Source organism: Segnochrobactrum spirostomi (genome assembly GCF_009600605.1).
GTDB classification, from domain to species: Bacteria; Pseudomonadota; Alphaproteobacteria; order Rhizobiales; family Segnochrobactraceae; genus Segnochrobactrum; species Segnochrobactrum spirostomi.
Genome location: NZ_VWNA01000001.1, coordinates 589,961 through 607,609 on the forward strand (window position 1 = coordinate 589,961; position 17,649 = coordinate 607,609).

Sequence of the window (17,649 nt, forward strand, 5' to 3'; positions counted from 1 at the left end):
CTTCCCCTCGGCCAGGCACGCGATCACTGCGCGTCGGCGCTCGCGCGCCAGCCGGCCGTCGTCGCGGCGTACCGCTCGGCGGCGGCTACGACCGCATTCTGATCGAGCGCGGCGAAAGATCGCGCGGACTGGGTCGGCAGCTCGTTCATCGCCGACGACGAGACCGGAGACGGCACCGGCAGCGGCACCAAGGAGGGCAGCGGCTGGGCTCCCGTCGCAGCCGCGGCTGCGGGCTCGGGAAGCGGCAGCGGAGCGGCCTTGGCGGATTTCAGAGCGGTCGGCACGAGCGCGGTCGGGGCGCCGTTGGCGACCGGGCGGGGCTCGGGCAGCCGGAGACCAGGCTCGCTCGACAGCGACGCCGCAGCAACCGGAAGCGTCGCGACCGGAGCCATTTCGACCGGCACGGCGGCGGTGAGCGGCGACGGTTGGGGAACCGGGACGGAACCGGCGGCCGGCTCAGCCTCCGGTGCGCTCGCGACGGCCGGCGCGGCAACTGCCGGGGCCATCGTCGTCGTTGCGGTGGCGACCGGCGCCGCGGGCGTGATCGAGGCGACCTGCACGTTGGCGGTTTGCTTCGGCGCGGCCTCGGCGAGACGCGCGGCGGCGACACCCGGGCGGATGATGCCCCCGCGGGACTCGGCGAATTGGTAGGCGACCGGCATCGGCGCGGTTGCCCGAGGCGCCGCGGCAACCTGTGCCACGGCAGCGGCCTGCGGCGCGGCAATCTCTGCCGAGGCGACCTGCTGGGTCGCGGCGCCTTCGGTGCCCGCCAGCGGGGCCGGCGGCGCGCGGGTCGGATCGACCGGCGGCAACGGGATCGTGGACCCGGCGTCGATCACGCTTTCAGCGTTCGGGTCCTGGGTCGCGGCGCTGCCGTATGCGAGGGCGCCGACCGTCGAGACTCCATCGACCGCGCCCGGGCGCGGCTCCGGCAGAGGCATGCCGCCCTCGGCGGCGACCCCGGCCGGCGCGGTGCCCGCGACCGAAGCGGCGCCGCCGGGGGCCGGGGCGGACGAAGAGACACCCGGCAGCGCGGAGGTCTGCGGCGCTTCGCCGGCGATCGTCGCGGTGCCGGCCGTGCCCTGGAGCGCCGGTTGCGCCGCCGCGGCGACCGCACCGGCCGAGGCGACCATCACGGTCTGCGCCTGGGTCGACGGCGGTTCCGGCTTCTCAGGCGTCGAAAGGGTGGAGAGCAGCGTGCGGGTGTCGTCACCCTGAAGCGGCGCAAGGCCGACATATTCGACCTTCACCTCAGCCGTGCCGCTGCGCTTGAAGTCGAGCAGCGAGGCGACGCGGGACGACACGTCCACCACGCGGTCCGGGCTGAACGGGCCGCGATCGTTGACGCGGGCGACGATCGAGCGGCCGTTCTCGAGATTGGTGACGCGCACATAGGACGGCATCGGCAGCGTCGGGTGGGCGACGGTGAGCGAGCCGGTGTCGAACTTCTCGCCGCTCGCGGTGCGGCGGCCGTGGAAGCCCGAGCCGTACCAGGAGGCGAGACCGATCGCCTTATATTTCGAATTGACGCCCGGCTTGTACCACTTGCCGCGCACTTTGTAGGGCTTGCCGATCTTGTAGCCGTCCGACCCGTCGGTGGAGGCGACCGCGCGGGGGCTCGGCTTCGGCACCGAGGCGACCTGATCGCTCTTGTCCATGCAGCCGGACACCGCGAGGCAACCCGCGACGAGCGAGCCGCCGATCATCGCGGCCTTGAAAGTGCGGGAACGGGCCGGAACAGGCGATGCCGTGGCGGCATCGGGAGGACAATCCTCGGGAGAGACGTGGAGAGAAGGCTGATCGACCGCCGCCGCCGGCGATTCGGTGGAAAGCTGGTTCAGCCCGTGTTCGCGCGTCGCCCTTGCCATGCCACCTCGCCTGTGCGGCACCGGGCCTGCGCCCTGGTACCGGTTGGTGCGGCCGCGCTGGACCGCCGCTTCAGCTCCCGAGGCAGCCCCGTAGGCCCACCCCCAGAATGTCCGTTCAAGTCCTCCCGGGATCGTCCCGCGAGGCAGCGCGATCATCCGGATGTGCCGACCCGTTGGCAAGCGCCGGAAGTATCATTCGTTAACGCGCCCCGAAGACGCGCATTACCGAACGTTAACGGTGCCGAGATCGAGCGTCAATGCGGCACCAATGTGGCGCCGCCTTTCACATCGCGGCGGGCGTAGCGTCGCAAGCCTGTTCCGGGGGCCTAATATAGGTGGAGCACTGAAGTGTAAGACCATTGATTCTTCGGTTCTTTCGTGGCGCTACTCGGACCGTTCGAGACAACCGAGACCGGGGACGAACGTGACGGACTTGCGGCCGAAAATGGAGATGCTCCCGCATTATCTGGTGTCGCTCGGCACCACCATCCGGGCCATGCGGCTGACGGACGCGCACGCTCGGGCCGCGGCGCGGGCGACGCTCGGCATTCTGCTCGCGGTGACGATCGCGCACCTCATCGGCCTCGAGAACCCGGCCTGGGCCGGCATCAGTGTCGTCCGTGTGTTCCAGAACGATTCCCATTCCACGCTCCGGCGCGGCGTGCAGCGGGTGTTCGGCACCGTCGGCGGCGGGCTGGTCGCCTATGGTCTGGTGCAGTGGAGCGGCCTCGGCATGCCGGCGCTCGTCGTCGTCGTCGCCCTCGTCTCGGGCCTCGCGGTCTATCTCCAGGCGACAAGCCGCTACTCCTACGCCTTCGTCCTGTTGGGGCTGACCGTCCCTCTAATCGTGTTCGATACCCTCGCCGATCCCGGCTCGGTCGGCACGGTGACGATCAACCGCGTGCTCGAAATCCTGACCGGCGTCCTCGTGGCGACCGCCTTCGACCTCATCGGCATCGACCGCGGCCACATCGCGAACCCCCTGCCCGCGCCGCCGTCGGCGCACCTGCTCGACCGGCTGCGCTCGGTTCCACAATTCTTCCGCGAGCTCGTCGGCAAGTTCGACGCCGAGTTCGTCGGTCACGCGCTGTCGGCGGCGGTCGCGATCGCGGCGATTCCGCCAATCTGGGAGACGCTGCACCTGCCGGGGCTGGTGCAGACGCCGATCACCGCCTTCATCATCATCTCGGCCGCCCGGGACGGATCGACGGCCAAGGCGATCAACCGGGTCGGCGGCTGCTTCATCGGCGGCGCGATCGGTCTCGCCGCCGTGGCGGCCAACGGCAATATCGGGGCGGTGTGGGCGATCTTTCTCGCCGGCGGCCTGTTCTTCGCGATGCAGATCGCCCACAGCAAGACGAACGTCGCCTATACCGGCGCGCAGGTCGCGCTCTGCCTGCTCTTGACCATGGTGCAGGAACCGATCCCGCAGACCGATTTCGGCGAGGCGAGCAGCCGCATGTTCGGCATTCTCGGCGGCATCGTGGTGATCGCGCTCGCGAGCCTCGTCACCCTGCCGATCCGCCGGCTGATCACGAGCCGGCTCGTCAAGACGGAGCCGGGGGCGTGATCAGATCGACGAAGTCTGATCAGATCCCGAATGGCTGCACGATCTCCTGGAAGGCCGGAAGCGCCTCGCAACGCTGCGAATGGGCGACCAGCGCCGGGTAGCGATCGGCCGGCAAAAGCTCGGGATGCGCCTCGCTCGTGAAGCGCAGCGCGCAGGCGAGCGCGATGTCGGCGTGGCCGATCTCCTCGCCGAACCAGAACGGCGTCGTGCGCCCCGCCCGATCGATCTCCAAGATCGCGAGCACGTTGCCGACCTGCCCCTCGCAGCGCTCGGTCCAGGCGGCGGACGTCTCCTCGTGCAGGGCCCTCTCGTAGACGAGCGAGACCGCCTTGTCGGCGAGCCCGGTGGCGAGCGCGGCAACCTTCAACGCATGCCGCCGTAGCCGCCCCTCACGGGCGATCAAGGCCCGCTCCGGCCCGACATGCTCGTCGAGATAATCCAGAATGGCGCCGCTCTCGATCAAGACCTCGCCGTCGTCGAGCACGAGGGTCGGCACGCGGCGCAGCGGGTTGAAGCGCGCAACCTCGTCGGCATTGCGGAACACCGACCACGGGCGATGCTCGAACGGGATCTCGTAGAGCTTGAGGGCGATCGCGACGCGCCGCACGAACGGGGAATCATATTGGCCGATCAGGATCATCTGCGCCTCCGGGCTGGCTTCGACGATTATCTTTTCCGATGATCGCGTCGGTCCAATGAAAGCTTCAGATGAGTTCGGGGTCCAGCGTGAATAATTCCTGCGCCCGGCCGACGCCGCGCAGCGCGTAGCGCCCGACCGAGACGAGACGGACGCGCTCCGGATCGGGCGTCGCGGCGGCGAAGGCGGCTGAGAACAGGACTTCGCGATCGACCGACCGGCACATTGACGCGATGCGGCTCACCTCGTTCACCGCCGGGCCCACCACCGTGAAGTCGAGCCGGCTCTCGCTGCCGATATTGCCGTAGAGCACCTCGCCGATATGGAGGCCGAGATAGACGCCGGTCTGGGCCCGGCCCTCCCGGGTGCGGCGCGCGTTGAGCTCGCGCACCCGGCGGCGAAGGTCCGCCTCGGCTTTGAGCGCGCACCGGCACGCCTCGGCGGGATCGTCGGCCCGGAAGATCGCGAGCGTGCCGTCGCCGATCAGCTTCAGGACGTCGCCGCCGGCCTCGTAAACCGCCGAGATGACGGCCTCGGCATAATCATTGAGGAGCGGGATGATCTCGTCCGGCGGCGCCGTGTCGGTGATGCGGGTGTAGCCGCGCAGGTCCGAGAACCAGAGCACGGCGCTGATGCGGTCCGAAACGCCCCGGGTGATGCGGCCGTCGAGCACCCGCCGGCCGGCATCCTTGCCGAGATAGACCTCGACGAGGGTTTCGGCGATGTCGGCGAGCGAGGCGCATTTGACCGCGAGCGCGAGCGGCGGCACGAGACGGCGCAACGCTTCGAGATCCTCCTCGGTGAAGCCTCCCGACCGTTTCGTCGTCCATTGGGAGAAGACACAATCCATCTCGCCGATGATGCCGGCGCGGCCGAAGCGCTGGATCATGGCGTAATAATCGGTGATCCCGTCGCCCCGCATCGTCTCGAGGATCGGGAACGGCAGGTCGAGGCCGGGATCGAGGCGGTGGCGCAGCTCGGACAACCCGGCATGAAAGAGGTGATAGAGCGGGCTGCGCTGCCAGCTCAGCGCCGCCTCGCCATCGCGCGTGCTGCCGTAGCGGATGAGCGGCTCCTCCAGGAGGGTGTCGCTGCGCCAGCGGAAGGCGCGGCCTTCGTAGGTCGGATGCAGGGTGTCGATGACGACGATGCCGCGGTCGACCGGCAGGCCGGCTTCGCAGCACATTTCGCAGAACTGCCGCAGCAGGACGGATTCGTCGCCGCCCTTGAGGCCCCGCGCGACCACCCAGGCGCCGATCCGTACGATGTCGCGCTCGTTCATGGCGGGCTTCCTTTCGGCTGGCTCTTTTCGGGAGGCGATCCCAATCCGCCGGCGCTCGGCCACGGGACGACACCAAGGACGGCATGCGGATCGGGGGTGGCCAACGGGCGAGGCCGCGGCGCAGCCTCGATTATCTAAGTCGCCTCCCCGCGTATCCAAGTCGCGAAGGCGTCCATCGCCGGGCTCATCGGCCGCGATTTCAACCATGTGAGCCAATAGCGCCCCTTGTCGATCGCGGTCGCGAAAGGCTGGCGGAGCATCCCCGCCGCAAGCTGCCGGCCGAACATCGCGGGCGGTGCGAGCGCCACGCCGAAGCCCTGAAGCGCCGCCTCGATCATGGTTGAGGAGGAATCGAAGACGGGGCCGCGAACAGCCGGCGCCGCGGCGCCGGCCGCGGCGAACCAATGCGGCCACTCGTCCGCCCGATAGGACCGCAGGAGCACGCAGCGGCCGAGGTCCGCGGGCTCGCGCAGCGTGTCGGCGATCTCCGGGACAGCGAGGGGCGAAAGGGGGGCCTCCATCAAAGGCTCGCTCTCGGTGCCGTGCCAGGCGCCGTCGCCGAAGCGGACGGCGAAATCGAGGCCCTCGGCGGCGATGTCGACGCGGTTGTTGTTGGTCGAAAGCCTGAGGTCGACGAACGGATGGGCCTCGTGAAAGGCCGCGAGCCGGGGCATCAACCAGCCGACCGCGAAGGTGCCGACCGCGCCGACGGTGAGGATCGCGCGCACGTGGCCGCTTTCGAAGCGTTCGAGGAGATCGCCGATGCGATCGAAGGACTCGCGCAGGGCCGGCAGCAGGGCGTGCCCCTCGTCGGTGAGGGCGAGCCCGCGCGGCAGGCGGCGGAACAAGGGCGCGCCGAGCCGCGCCTCGAGCGCCTTCACCTGATGGCTGACCGCCGCCTGGGTGACGTTGAGCTCGATCGCCGCGCGCGTGAAGCTGAGGTGGCGGGCCGACGTCTCGAACGCTCGCAGGGCATTGAGTGGCAGATGCGGGCGAACCATGTGACCCCTAGAAAAACTAATCTCTCGGCCGAGCAATCGTCGTTTGTGCCCGCCTCTGGGCGATTTTAGAGGTGGGCTACCCGAACGAGGAGGCAGCTCATGCTCGACAGACGTCAATTCAATTTAGGGCTTCTGATGGCCGGGGCGGCCGGTCTCGTGGCCCTGCCGCGCACCGCGGCGATCGCCGGACCGACCGATCCGAGCGTCGCCACCGTCGTCGCCGACGCCGACAGCGGCCGTGTCCTCGCCCGCAGCGGCCCGGCGGCCGAGCGCGCCAGTCCCTGCTCCACCTTCAAGATCCCGATCGCGCTGATGGGTTTCGAGACGGGCATTCTCGAAGACCCGACCCACCCGGTGTGGACCTACCGGCCCGACCTGCCCGCGAGCCGTCCGGAGGAGAAGGGCGCGATCGACCCGACCGCCTGGCTCCGCGATTCCGTCGTCTGGTATTCGCAGGAGATCACCCGCAAGCTCGGCGTGGCGCGCTTCCGGGGCTTCGTCGATGCGTTCCACTACGGCAATATGGACGTGTCCGGCAATCCGGGCGCGAACGACGGCCTGACCAGGGCGTGGCTCGTCTCCTCGCTCCAGATCTCCGCGGACGAACAGGTCGCCTTCCTCCGCCGCATGCTCGGCCGCGAGCTCGGGCTGTCCGGCCACGCTTATGCGATGACGGCCGAGACCATGCCGGAGTTCCAGGCCGCCGGCGGCTGGACGGTGCACGGCAAGACCGGCAGCGGCCGGGCTCAGCGAACTGACGGCAAACCGGCCCAGAATAGGCCGCTCGGCTGGTTCGTCGGCTGGGCCGAAAAGGGCGGCCGGCGGGTCGTGTTCGCGCGCCGGCAGGTGTTCGACCACCCGTCGGACGCCCTCAATGGCCGCAAGGTTCGCAACGGGCTCCTCGCCGATCTCGCGGGGCTCGCCGGCTGACCCGGCACGGACATCGGGGGCACGCCATCACACCTTTGCGCTTCGCTTCGGCTCGCCGCGCATGCTAATGGCGCGATCGCCCTCGTATCGCGTTCCCGGCCCCACCGATGTCCCCCTCCGACACTGCGTTGCCCGCCCGTCTCGCCGAGACGAGCTATTGGTCGTTCTGGTCGGCGCGCGTGCTGACCTCGGCGAGCTTCCAGATCGCCGCGGTGGTGGTCGGATGGCAGCTCTATTCACTGACCTCGAGCGCCTTCGATCTCGGCCTTGTCGGCCTCTGTCAGTTCCTGCCGATGCTGGTGCTGACCCTGCCGGCCGGCCACATCGCCGACCGGTTCGACCGGCGCACGGTGGTGCGGCTCTGCCAATGGGTCGAGGGGGCGACGATGGCCTGCCTGTGCATCGCCTCGGCGACCGGCGCGATCTCCCCGCCCCTCATCTTCACCGCGGCCGCCATTCTCGGCGCCTGCCGCACGATCGAGCTGCCGGCGATGGCGGCGCTGTTGCCCGGCGTCGTCGGCACCCCGCTTTTGCCGCGCGCGGTCGCCCTGTCGGCCTCGGCGATGGAGACGGCGACGATCCTCGGCCCTGCTCTCGGGGGCGTCCTCTATCTCGCCGGCCCGAAGATCGCCTACGGCATCGTCGCGGTGCTCTATGCGGCGGCGAGCCTGTGCATCTGGTCGATCAAGCTCGCCGCGCCCCACGTCGCGCGCCGCGAGCCGGTCAGCCTCGACAATCTCCTGTCCGGCTTCCGCTTCATCCGCGCCAAGCCGATCATCCTCGGTGCCATCTCGCTCGACATGGTGGCGGTGCTGCTCGGCGGAGCGACCGCCCTCCTCCCGATCTATGCCCGCGACATCCTGCACACGAGTTCGCTCGGGCTCGGTGCGCTCAGGGCGGCCCCGGCGGTCGGCGCGCTGCTCACCTCGCTGCTCCTCGCCCGCCGTCCCCTTTCGAAGCGCGTCGGCGTCACGATGTTCACCGCCGTCGCCGTGTTCGGCGCGGGCACGGTCCTGTTCGGGCTCTCGACCTCGTTCCCGCTCTCCCTCGTCGCCCTGACGCTGATGGGCGCCGCGGACGTCGTCAGCGTGGTGATCCGCTCGACGCTCGTCCAGCTCGAGACGCCCGACGCCATGCGCGGCCGCGTCAGCGCGGTGAACTTCCTCTTCGTCGGCACCTCGAACCAGCTCGGCGAGTTCGAATCCGGCACCACGGCGGCACTGTTCGGCACCGTCCCGGCGGTGGTGATCGGCGGCATCGGCACGATCCTCGTCGCCGTCCTGTGGTCGCGGCTCTTCCCCGCGCTGCGGAAGGTCGATTCCATGCGCGACCTCTGACGGCCCCGCGGAAATTTCTCGATTTCACTGATTGATGCAGCGGTGCGAGCGCTCTGGCCGACGCTCCCGCCCCACACTCTCCGCGCGCGCCTTTCCCCCGCCTCGCCGCCTCTATCCCAACGACGCCGAATTGAACGCGAGACATAACGCACGCGAGAACCGCTGCCCGGCGCGCACGGTCGCGCGGTCGTCGCCCCCGCAGCACGCGATCGCCTCGTCCAGCGTGCCATGGGTACGCGCCAGATTAGACAGAAAAACTTATAAGTTTGTCTTCATAGTTTGCCGGCGGTCTGCTATGTGGGGGTATGGATCAACCTCCGCCTCCCGACGCAGCACAAGCAGCCGCCCTGGCGGCCGAAATTCGCGCGCTGCTCGGTAAACTCCGACGTCGGCTGCGCGACCAGGCGGATATCGGTGATTTGACCCCTTCGCAGGTCTCCGCACTTCTTCGCCTGGAGCGGGAGGGCCCCGCCACCGCATCGAGCCTTGCGCGCGCGGAAGGCATGAGACCCCAATCCATGGGGACGGTCATCGCCGCGCTCGAGGCGGCTGGCCTGGTGCAGGGCCAGCCGGACCCCACGGACGGTCGGCGTATCCTTCTCTCTCTCACCGACTCCTGCCGTGAATGGATTCGCCGTGGGCGTGCGGCGCGGCAGGATTGGCTAAGCAACTCTCTGCAGACCCGGCTTTCGGCCGAGGACCTGAACGTCGTCGGCCGCGCGGTCACGTTGCTGGCGCGGTTGACCGACGGCTGAATTCCTTCGTCTCATCAATCCTTGAGAACAAAGTCATGCCGGTAACGATGCTCGACGCCAGGACGGCCCTGCTGGTCGTCGATCTTCAAAAGGGAATCGTGCGCTCTGCCGCTGCCGACCTGAGCGACGACGTGCCCTCGATGCCCGAGGTGCTCCACCGTGTGCGCGCATTGATCGACGCGTTCCGCCGGCATGCTCTGCCGGTGGTGCTGATCAATGTCGCAGGCGGCGCGCCAGGGCGCACCGATGAGCCCGCGCGCTTCAGCGGTTCGCTCCCGGAGGGCTTCACCGATTTCGTCGCCGAGCTGGGCCAAAGGCCGGAAGACATTGTCGTCACCAAGCGAAGCTGGGGCGCGTTCGCCAACACGGACCTCGATGCGCGGCTGCGGGCCATCGACATCACCCAGGTGGTCGTCTGCGGCGTCGCGACCGGAGCCGGGGTCGAGGCGACTGCGCGCCAAGCTTTCGAGCAAGGCTACAACGTCACGCTGGCGATCGACGCCATGACCGACCGGCGCGCGGTCGCACACCGCTACAGCATCGACAGCGTGTTCCCCCGTCTCGGCGAGACCGGAACCGCGCAGGACATCGTCGATCTGCTTGATGCAAGGAATGTCTGACATGCCGTGGCTTCATCTGCTCGCCCACTTCGCCGGCGGCCTCTTCCTCGCCAACGCGATTCCGCATCTCGTGAGCGGGACGATGGGCCGCTCCTTCCAAAGCCCGTTCGCCAAGCCAGCCGGCGAAGGCCTCTCCTCATCGACCGTCAATGTGATGTGGGGATTTGCCAATCTTGTCCTGGCCTATGTTCTCATCTGTCGGGTCGCGCGCTTCGATCTCCAGAGCACGGGCGACGCGGCCGCACTCGGCCTCGGCATGTTGCTGATCTCGCTCTTCTCGGCCCGGCATTTCGGCCGCTTCCACGGCGGGAACGGGGCGACCAAACCGTGAAGGCGATCGGGGCCGGTGCCTTCCGGTCGCTCCAAATTCGCAATTATCGGATCTGGGCGGCCGGCGCCCTCGCGTCGAACATCGGCACGAATATCCAGCGCACGGCCCAGGACTGGTTGGTGCTCGTCGTGCTGACGCACGGCAGTGCGGCGAGCGTCGGCGTCGTCATGGCCCTGCAGTTCGCACCGCAGCTCCTGTTCCTGCCGTGGACAGGCTCCGCGGCGGATCATTCGGACCAACGCAAGCTGCTGATGGCGACGCAGGCGAGCATGGGCATCCTGGCCCTCATGCTCGGGGCGCTGACGCTGACCGGCGCCGTGCGTCTCTGGCACGTCTATGCGTTCGCATTCGTGTTCGGCACCGCCGCGGCGTTCGACGCCCCGGTTCGCCAAGTCTTTGTCTCGCAGCTTGTCGGCGATGCGGACCTGCCCAACGCCGTCACGCTCAACACCATGTCCTTCAATCTCGCGAGCCTCGTCGGACCCGCCCTATCCGGCGCGCTGATCGCGGCGGTGGGGACAGGATGGGCGTTCGTCCTGAATGGCGCCTCTTTCTTTGCCGTGCTTGCGTCGCTGCTCCTGCTGCGCAGCGAGGAACTCCATGCGCCACCCGACAGGAAGCGGGCGCGCGGCAGTTTCGTGCAGGGCCTGCATTATGTCGCGGGCCGGTTCGATCTCATCGCCATCCTCGTCATGCTTTTTCTGATCGGCACGTTCGCACTCAATTTTCCGATCTTCATCTCGACCATGGCGACGAAGGTCTTCCATGCCGATGCCCAAGGTTTCGGAATGCTGTCCTCGGCGATGGCGGTGGGCGCAATGGCGGCCGCGTTGTGGAGCGCCGGCAGCGCTCGGCCGACGCTCGTCACGCTGATCTGGAGCTCCGCATTGCTTGGTTTCGGCTTTACGTTCGGCGGGGTGTCGCCGACCTACTGGGCCTTCGCCGCGTCGCTGGCCGTGATCGGCATCGGCTATTTCACTTTTGTCAACGGCAGCAACGCCTTGATGCAGCTCTCGACCGAACCCGCCATGCGCGGGCGCGTCATGGCGTTGCGCGTCGGCGTGGGCCTTGGAGCCACACCTGTTGGTGCCCCATCGTCGGCTGGGCTGCCGACCATTTCGGCCCCCGCTGGGCGCTCGGCGTCGGAGCCGCGGCCGGGTTCGTCGCGGCTGCCGTCGGCCTCTACGCATCGAGGGCAAAGAGGCCGCGTTCCACGGCGGCGTAACAACCCTCTCATGCCGCGGCATCGGCGGAGGGCTTTCCTCCGCTGCCGTTCGTGCTACGCAGACGAACCCACGGCATCGCCTATGGCGATCTGGTTTCGTCGTCCTCGGAGCGCATCGCGTCCCCCTCATGGCCCCCCGTTGATGGCGCCCACGCATCACGCCCCTCCCACCCGGCTCGCCGACACCGGCTATAAGCGGTTCTGGACCGCGAGCGCCTTCTCCTATGCGAGTTTTCAGATCGCGGCCGTCGTGATCGGCTGGCAGCTCTATTCGATGACGAAGAGCCCGTTCGCCCTCGGCCTCGTCGGTCTCTGCCAGTTCCTGCCGATGCTGGCGCTCACCCTGCCGGCCGGGCACATCGCCGACCGCTACGACCGCGCCGTGGTCGCGAGGGTGTGTCTCTGGATCGAGGGGACGGTGATGCTCGGCCTCGGCGCCGCCTCGGCGACCGGCACGATCACCCCGGCGATGGTGTTTGCCGCCGCCGCCGTTCATGGCGGCACGCGCACCATCGAGATGGCGGCGACCGCGGCACTGCTGCCCCGGATCGTCGGACGCACCCTGCTGCCCCGCGCCGTGACGCTCGCCACCTCCGCGATGGAGACGGCGCTCGTGGTCGGCCCGGCGCTCGGCGGCGTGATCTATCTCGCCGGTGCGCCGATCGCCTATGCCGGCGTCGCCGCGCTTTACGCTGCCGCAGGCTGTCTCATCTGGTCGCTGAAGCCGGTGGAGAGCGCCGTCCCCGACCGCACCCCGCCGAGCCTCGAAAGCTTCCTCTCGGGCGTTCGGTTCGTGCGGACCCATCCGGTGATCCTCGGCGCACTCTCCCTCGACCTCTTCGCCGTGCTGCTCGGCGGGGCGACCGCCCTCCTGCCGATCTACGCCCAGGACATCCTGTTCGTCGATTCGACCGGTCTCGGCGTGCTGCGTGCGGCGCCGGCCGCCGGCGCCCTTCTGATGTCGCTCGTCATCGCCCGGCTCCCGATCGAGCGCCGGATCGGACCCATCGTGCTCGGCGCTGTTGCCGTGTTCGGCGCCGCGACGATCGCGTTCGGCCTCTCGACCTCGTTCACGCTGTCGCTCGCGGCCCTTTTCGTCATGGGTGCCGCCGACGTCATCAGCGTCGTCATCCGCTCGACCGTGGTGCAGATGGCGACGCCGGAAGCGATGCGCGGACGGGTGAACGCCATCAACTTCCTCTTCATCGGCGCCTCGAACCAGCTCGGCGAATTCGAATCCGGCCTGACCGCCGCGCTCATCGGCGCCATCCCCGCCGTCGTGGTCGGCGGGGTCGGATCGATTGCGGTCGTCCTGATCTGGGCGGTGATTTTTCCGGCTCTGCGCAAGATCGACACGTTGCGCGATCTCTGATCCCCTTCGCCAAACCGATGCGCGAAGCGGGGGGAAGCTGGCGCCGAGCCCTTCGGGGCGTCGAGTGCCCGACGCCAGCCCCGGTCCGAGCGTTAACCCCGACCGTCTCATCAACGATCGAGGGAGCCGCGGGTTCCGGTCGAATCGCGTGCTGGGACAAGGACATGGCACTAGAGCCGGAAGTATCAGCAAAGGTCCCCTCGCCTGTCCGCCGCCGATCGATCTAAAGTGTCGCCCGATCGACCCGGAGGAGCATGATCATGACCGACGTTCGCGCGATGTGCGCCATCGGCCGTTCCGGCCAGCTCGGCCTCAACGGCCATCTGCCCTGGGAGGGCGACACGCGGCCCGAATTCCTCGCCGATGTCGAAGCCTTCTGGGCGGCGACACGCGGCCACGTCCTCGTCGCCGGCGCGCGCACCATCCACTGGGTGCCGGAGTTCGCCTACGCCGAGCGCACCATCGTCGAGATCCATTCCGGCGACGTGCCCGAAGAGGTGATCGCCCGCTTCCCCGGCCGCGTCGTCTATATCGGCGGCGGCCCGGCGGTGTGGTCGGCTTATGCCCATCTGATCCGGCACTGGGACATCAACCGCCTGCCCTATGACGGGGATGCCGACACGTGGTTCGACCCCAAGTGGCTCACGCAGGCGAAGCCCGCCGGCCGATAAGATCCTTCCGGCATCATGGAAACTCTTCGTCACGCCGAAGGCTCTTCGGCGTGAGCGTGCCGCGCACGCGAGACGCAAGCTTCACACCATTCTCGCAACCTAGCGTCCCACCCGGCTCAGTTCTGCAACACACCGTGCTCATCGCAGACGTATCGCGATTCCTCCTCGGGTAAGCTCGAGCCCGAGGCCTCGGGGGCGATCCGTGGCGATGCGGTCCGCGCCGCTGGAAAGGCTCGCCGGATGTCGTCTGCCGCCCTCACGCTCGCCGGCCCGACGGAGGCCCCCTCGTCCTCGCCATCGTCCGGGTCCGCCCGGCGGCGGCGGGCCGGCGCCGCGGTCGCGCGGCGCGGCGGCACCCTGTCGATCCGGGCCCGGATCGCCGCCTTGTCGGTGCTCTGGTTCCTCGGCGTGATCGCCGTCGTGGGCGGCTATCTCATCGGCGAACGGGAAATCGCCCGCGTCGCGGCCGAGGATAGCGCCTTCACCGCGGTGGCCCGCTCGGCGGTCTCGGTCGGCCGGGCGACCTCGGCCACCATCGCGGCGCTTCGGGCCTATCTCGCCGCCCCCGGCGAGCAGACCGCCGCCGCGGCCCAGGCGAAGTTCGCCGAGGTCGATGCGGCGCTGGCGACGCTGCGGGCGGATGCGGCGGCCGCCGGCGACCAGGGCGGCGAGGTCGAGACCCTGGCGAAGATGATCGTCACCGTCGGCCCGCTCTTCTCGGACGTCGTAACCGACGACCGCAAGCTCGGCTTCGACGATGCGACGAGCCTGTGGTCGAAGATGGACGATCAATCGGCCGCCGTGACCCGCGCGATCAAGAGCGTTCCGGGCGGCCTGTTCGGAGCGGACGGTATCAAGCTCGCCGCCGCGCTCGGCCAGATGGACCTCGCCCGCGCCCAATTCGCGATCAACCATAACGACCTCGCCGCCGGCAACTTCGAGGCGGCGGCGAACCGGCTCACCCGCAATGTCGAGCGCGCGCAGATCGACGATGCGGTCAAGGCGAGCTTCGCCGGCCCGGTCGGCGATTATCGCACGACCTTCGCGACCTATTCTCAGTTGATGGCGGCGCGGCAGCCCCTGATCGAGCGGCTGCTGCTCACCTTCGACGTCGCCGATCCGTCGGCGAACGCCCTCCTCGAGCGCGCCCGCGCCGGGGCCGACGCGGCGCAGGCCCGCCTCGCCGTGTTCCGCGACCGCACCACCCTCACCATCGCCATCCTCATCGGCCTCATCGTGGTCGGCGGCGCGCTCTCCTCGTTCGCGATCTCGGGCAGCATCACCCGGCCGCTCGGCCGCCTGCGCACCGCGATGGCGGGTCTTGCCGCCGGCAATCTCGACGCCGTGCCCGAGACCGAGCGGCGCGACGAACTCGGCGAGATGGCCCGCGCCGTCGCCGTGTTCCGCGACAACGAGGCGAGCCGGCGGGCGCTCGCGGCCGCGCAGGCCGAGGATGCGGCGGCCAAGGCCCAGCGTCAGGCCGAGACCGAAGGCCTCATCGCCGAGTTCCGGGCCGGTGCGACCGCGCTCATCGCCTCCGTCGGCAACACGATGACCGACCTGCGCACCACGGCCGAGGCGCTCGGTCGGGTCGCCGGCGAGGCGGAAAGCCGGACCGGCGCGGTCGCGACGGCGTCGCAGGAGGCCTCCTACAACGTCAACACAGTTGCGAGCGCGACCGAGGAACTCGTCGCCTCGATCGAGGAGATCGCGTCCCAGGTCGCTCGCACCGGCGAGGTGGTACAGGCGGCGACCGACGGCGCGCGGGCGACCGACGCCACCATCGCGCGGCTCGCCCACTCCGCCGCGCGCATCGGCGACGTGGTCAGCCTGATCCAGGCGATCGCCGGCCAGACCAACCTGCTCGCCCTCAACGCCACCATCGAGGCGGCACGCGCGGGCGAGGCGGGCAAGGGGTTCGCGGTGGTCGCGAGCGAGGTCAAGCAACTCGCCAACCAGACCGCCAAGGCGACCGAGGAGATCGGCCGCCAGATCACCGAGATCCAGCGCGAGACGGCGGATGCGGTGGCGGCGATCTCGGCGATCTCGGAGCGCATCCTCGAAGTGCAGCGTTTCTCCGCCACCGTCGGCGAGACGATGGCCGAGCAGCGCGCCGCGACGGCGGAGATCGGCGTCAATGTCGTGCGCGCCTCGCAAGGCACCACGGTCGTGTCGGACGGCGTCGCGGGCGTGTCCACCGCGGTGACGGGGACGCGCCGCTCGGTCGGCGACGTCGAGCGGACCGCCGGCCAGGTCGATCAGCGCACCGCCGATCTCGGCCGGCTGATCGAGGACTTCCTGCACCGCGTCGCCGCGGCGTGACGGTTGCAAAGCGCGCGACGCCGCCCGGACCGATGGCTCGGGCGGCGCCGAGATCGCCGACAGCGATCGTCTCCGGTCAGAACAGACCTCGGGTCAGAACAGACCGAGCGACGTGGTCGAGTAGCTGACCAGGAGGTTCTTGGTCTGCTGGTAGTGATCGAGCATCATCTTGTGGGTCTCGCGACCGAAGCCCGAGGCCTTGTAGCCGCCGAAGGCGGCGTGCGCCGGATAGACGTGGTAGCAGTTGGTCCACACCCGCCCGGCCTGGATCGCCCGGCCGACCCGGTAGGTGTTGTTGCCGTTGCGCGACCATACGCCGGCGCCGAGGCCATACATGGTATCATTGCCGATCGCGATGGCGTCGTCGATCGTCTTGAACGGCGTCACCGAGAGCACCGGGCCGAAGATCTCCTCCTGGAAGATCCGCATCTTGTTGTGGCCGACGAAGACGGTCGGCTTCACATAATAGCCGTTGTCGAGATCGCCGCCGAGCTTCGCCTGCTCGCCACCGACCGCGCATTCGGCGCCTTCCGCCTTGCCGATCTCGATATAGTCGAGGATCTTCTCGAGCTGGTCCTTGGAGGCCTGGGCGCCCATCTGGGTGTCGGGCGACAAGGGATCGCCGACCTTGATCCGGCCGACGCGGGCGACCGCGCGCTCCATGAACTTGTCGAAGATCGATTCCTGCACCAGCGCCCGCGACGGGCAGGTGCACACCTCGCCCTTGTTGAAGGCGAACAGGGCGAAGCCTTCGAGCGCCTTGTCGAGGAAGCCGTCGTCGTCGTCCATCACGTCGGCGAAGAAGATGTTCGGCGACTTGCCGCCGAGTTCCATCGTCTGCGGGATGAGATGTTCGGCCGCATAGCGCATGATCTCGCGGCCCGTCGTCGTCTCGCCGGTGAACGACACCTTGGCGATGCGCGGATTGACGGCGATCGCCTTGCCGACCGAGCCACCCGGCCCCGTCACCACGTTGAGTACGCCCGGGGGCAGGATGTCGGCGGTGAGGCCGGCGAGGATCGCGAGCGAGAGCGGCGTGTTGGAAGCCGGCTTGATGACCGTGCAATTGCCCGCCGCGAGCGCGGGGGCGATCTTCCACGCCGCCATCAGGAGCGGGAAGTTCCACGGAATGATCTGGCCGACGACGCCGAGCGGCTCACGGAAATGGTAGGCGATGGTGTCTTCGTCGATCGTCGAGATCGCGCCTTCCTCGGCGCGCACGCAGCCGGCGAAATAGCGGAAATGGTCGATCGCGAGCGGCACGTCGGCATTGCGCGTCTCGCGGATCGGCTTGCCGTTGTCGAGCGTCTCGGCGAGCGCGAGGAGCTCCAGATTCTCCTCCATCCGGTCGGCGATCTTGTTGAGATATTTGGCGCGCTGCGCCGGCGACACCCGCGCCCAGGCGTCCTTCGCCTTGTGGGCGGCATCGAGCGCGGCTTCGACGTCGGCCGGCGTCGATTGGGCGAAGTCGGCGAGCGCCTCGCCGTTGACCGGGCTGTGGTCGGTGAAGAAGCGGCCCTCGATCGGGTCGACCCAGCGCCCGCCGATGAAGTTGCCGTATTGCTTGGGCAGTCCGCCCTTGTTGCGGACGAGTTCGATCGCTTGATGGGACATGGTCCATTCCTTTTCCGAAAATACGCCGGAGGCCGCGTACACGAGCGGCGCGGATCGTTGGCCGCGATGCGCGGCATGACGGGAGAGCTGGCGGGCCGGCACCGCGGCCCGCCG

The 17,649-nt window shown here is 69.0% G+C and carries 14 protein-coding genes; 9 read left to right on the forward strand and 5 right to left on the reverse strand.

The annotated features are described in order from the left end of the window. Nucleotides 1–23 precede the first annotated feature (23 nt). Entirely contained in the window at nucleotides 24–1,868 is a 1,845-nt protein-coding gene (locus F0357_RS25090) for a septal ring lytic transglycosylase RlpA family protein (RefSeq protein WP_312861426.1), read from the reverse strand. A gap of 451 nt (nucleotides 1,869–2,319) precedes the next feature. On the opposite strand from F0357_RS25090, the gene F0357_RS02720 reads away from it, so the two are divergent. After that, on the forward strand, nucleotides 2,320–3,438 hold the full coding sequence (locus tag F0357_RS02720; protein ID WP_208948184.1) for an FUSC family protein: 1,119 nt from the start codon (nucleotides 2,320–2,322) through the stop codon (nucleotides 3,436–3,438). A gap of 19 nt (nucleotides 3,439–3,457) precedes the next feature. Here F0357_RS02720 and F0357_RS02725 read toward each other — a convergent pair whose 3' ends face one another. The 3 genes from F0357_RS02725 to F0357_RS02735 all read right to left on the reverse strand — a co-directional run bounded on the left by F0357_RS02725 (nucleotide 3,458) and on the right by F0357_RS02735 (nucleotide 6,358). Then, complete coding sequence (locus tag F0357_RS02725) at nucleotides 3,458–4,078, reverse strand: glutathione S-transferase family protein (protein ID WP_153478465.1); 621 nt, start codon at nucleotides 4,076–4,078, stop codon at nucleotides 3,458–3,460. A gap of 64 nt (nucleotides 4,079–4,142) precedes the next feature. Further along, nucleotides 4,143–5,357 (reverse strand): adenylate/guanylate cyclase domain-containing protein, encoded by a 1,215-nt coding sequence (locus F0357_RS02730; RefSeq protein WP_153478467.1) that lies wholly within the window; start codon nucleotides 5,355–5,357, stop codon nucleotides 4,143–4,145. A gap of 134 nt (nucleotides 5,358–5,491) precedes the next feature. Further along, complete coding sequence (locus F0357_RS02735) at nucleotides 5,492–6,358, reverse strand: LysR family transcriptional regulator (protein ID WP_153478469.1); 867 nt, start codon at nucleotides 6,356–6,358, stop codon at nucleotides 5,492–5,494. 99 nt (nucleotides 6,359–6,457) lie between these two features. Here F0357_RS02735 and blaOXA point away from each other — a divergent pair, with 99 nt between their 5' ends. The 8 genes from blaOXA to F0357_RS02780 all read left to right on the forward strand — a co-directional run bounded on the left by blaOXA (nucleotide 6,458) and on the right by F0357_RS02780 (nucleotide 15,921). Further along, the gene (gene blaOXA / locus F0357_RS02740) at nucleotides 6,458–7,288 is read left to right on the forward strand and encodes a class D beta-lactamase (protein WP_246161320.1); all 831 of its coding nucleotides are present in this window, start codon (nucleotides 6,458–6,460) and stop codon (nucleotides 7,286–7,288) included. A gap of 107 nt (nucleotides 7,289–7,395) precedes the next feature. Further along, entirely contained in the window at nucleotides 7,396–8,625 is a 1,230-nt protein-coding gene (locus F0357_RS02745; protein ID WP_153478471.1) for an MFS transporter, read from the forward strand. A 305-nt stretch (nucleotides 8,626–8,930) separates the two neighbouring features. Next, nucleotides 8,931–9,380 (forward strand): MarR family winged helix-turn-helix transcriptional regulator, encoded by a 450-nt coding sequence (locus F0357_RS02750; RefSeq protein ID WP_153478473.1) that lies wholly within the window; start codon nucleotides 8,931–8,933, stop codon nucleotides 9,378–9,380. 35 nt (nucleotides 9,381–9,415) lie between these two features. Beyond that, nucleotides 9,416–10,000 carry an isochorismatase family protein gene (locus F0357_RS02755; RefSeq protein WP_153478476.1) on the forward strand — a complete coding sequence of 195 codons (585 nt, stop codon included), beginning with the start codon at nucleotides 9,416–9,418 and terminating at the stop codon, nucleotides 9,998–10,000. Nucleotide 10,001: 1 nt separating this feature from the next. Then, on the forward strand, nucleotides 10,002–10,331 hold the full coding sequence (locus F0357_RS02760; protein WP_153478479.1) for a hypothetical protein: 330 nt from the start codon (nucleotides 10,002–10,004) through the stop codon (nucleotides 10,329–10,331). Continuing rightward, nucleotides 10,328–12,928, forward strand: coding sequence for an MFS transporter (locus F0357_RS25095; RefSeq protein WP_312861427.1), 2,601 nt, complete (start codon nucleotides 10,328–10,330; stop codon nucleotides 12,926–12,928). The genes F0357_RS02760 and F0357_RS25095 overlap by 4 nt, the downstream gene beginning before the upstream one ends. 260 nt (nucleotides 12,929–13,188) lie before the next feature. Then, nucleotides 13,189–13,599 carry a diacylglycerol kinase gene (locus tag F0357_RS02775; protein WP_153478483.1) on the forward strand — a complete coding sequence of 137 codons (411 nt, stop codon included), beginning with the start codon at nucleotides 13,189–13,191 and terminating at the stop codon, nucleotides 13,597–13,599. Nucleotides 13,600–13,839: 240 nt separating this feature from the next. Then, complete coding sequence (locus F0357_RS02780) at nucleotides 13,840–15,921, forward strand: methyl-accepting chemotaxis protein (RefSeq protein WP_153478485.1); 2,082 nt, start codon at nucleotides 13,840–13,842, stop codon at nucleotides 15,919–15,921. A 93-nt stretch (nucleotides 15,922–16,014) separates the two neighbouring features. On the opposite strand, the gene F0357_RS02785 is transcribed toward F0357_RS02780, so the two are convergent. After that, nucleotides 16,015–17,535, reverse strand: coding sequence for an aldehyde dehydrogenase family protein (locus tag F0357_RS02785; protein WP_153478487.1), 1,521 nt, complete (start codon nucleotides 17,533–17,535; stop codon nucleotides 16,015–16,017). Between the last annotated feature and the right edge of the window lie 114 nt (nucleotides 17,536–17,649).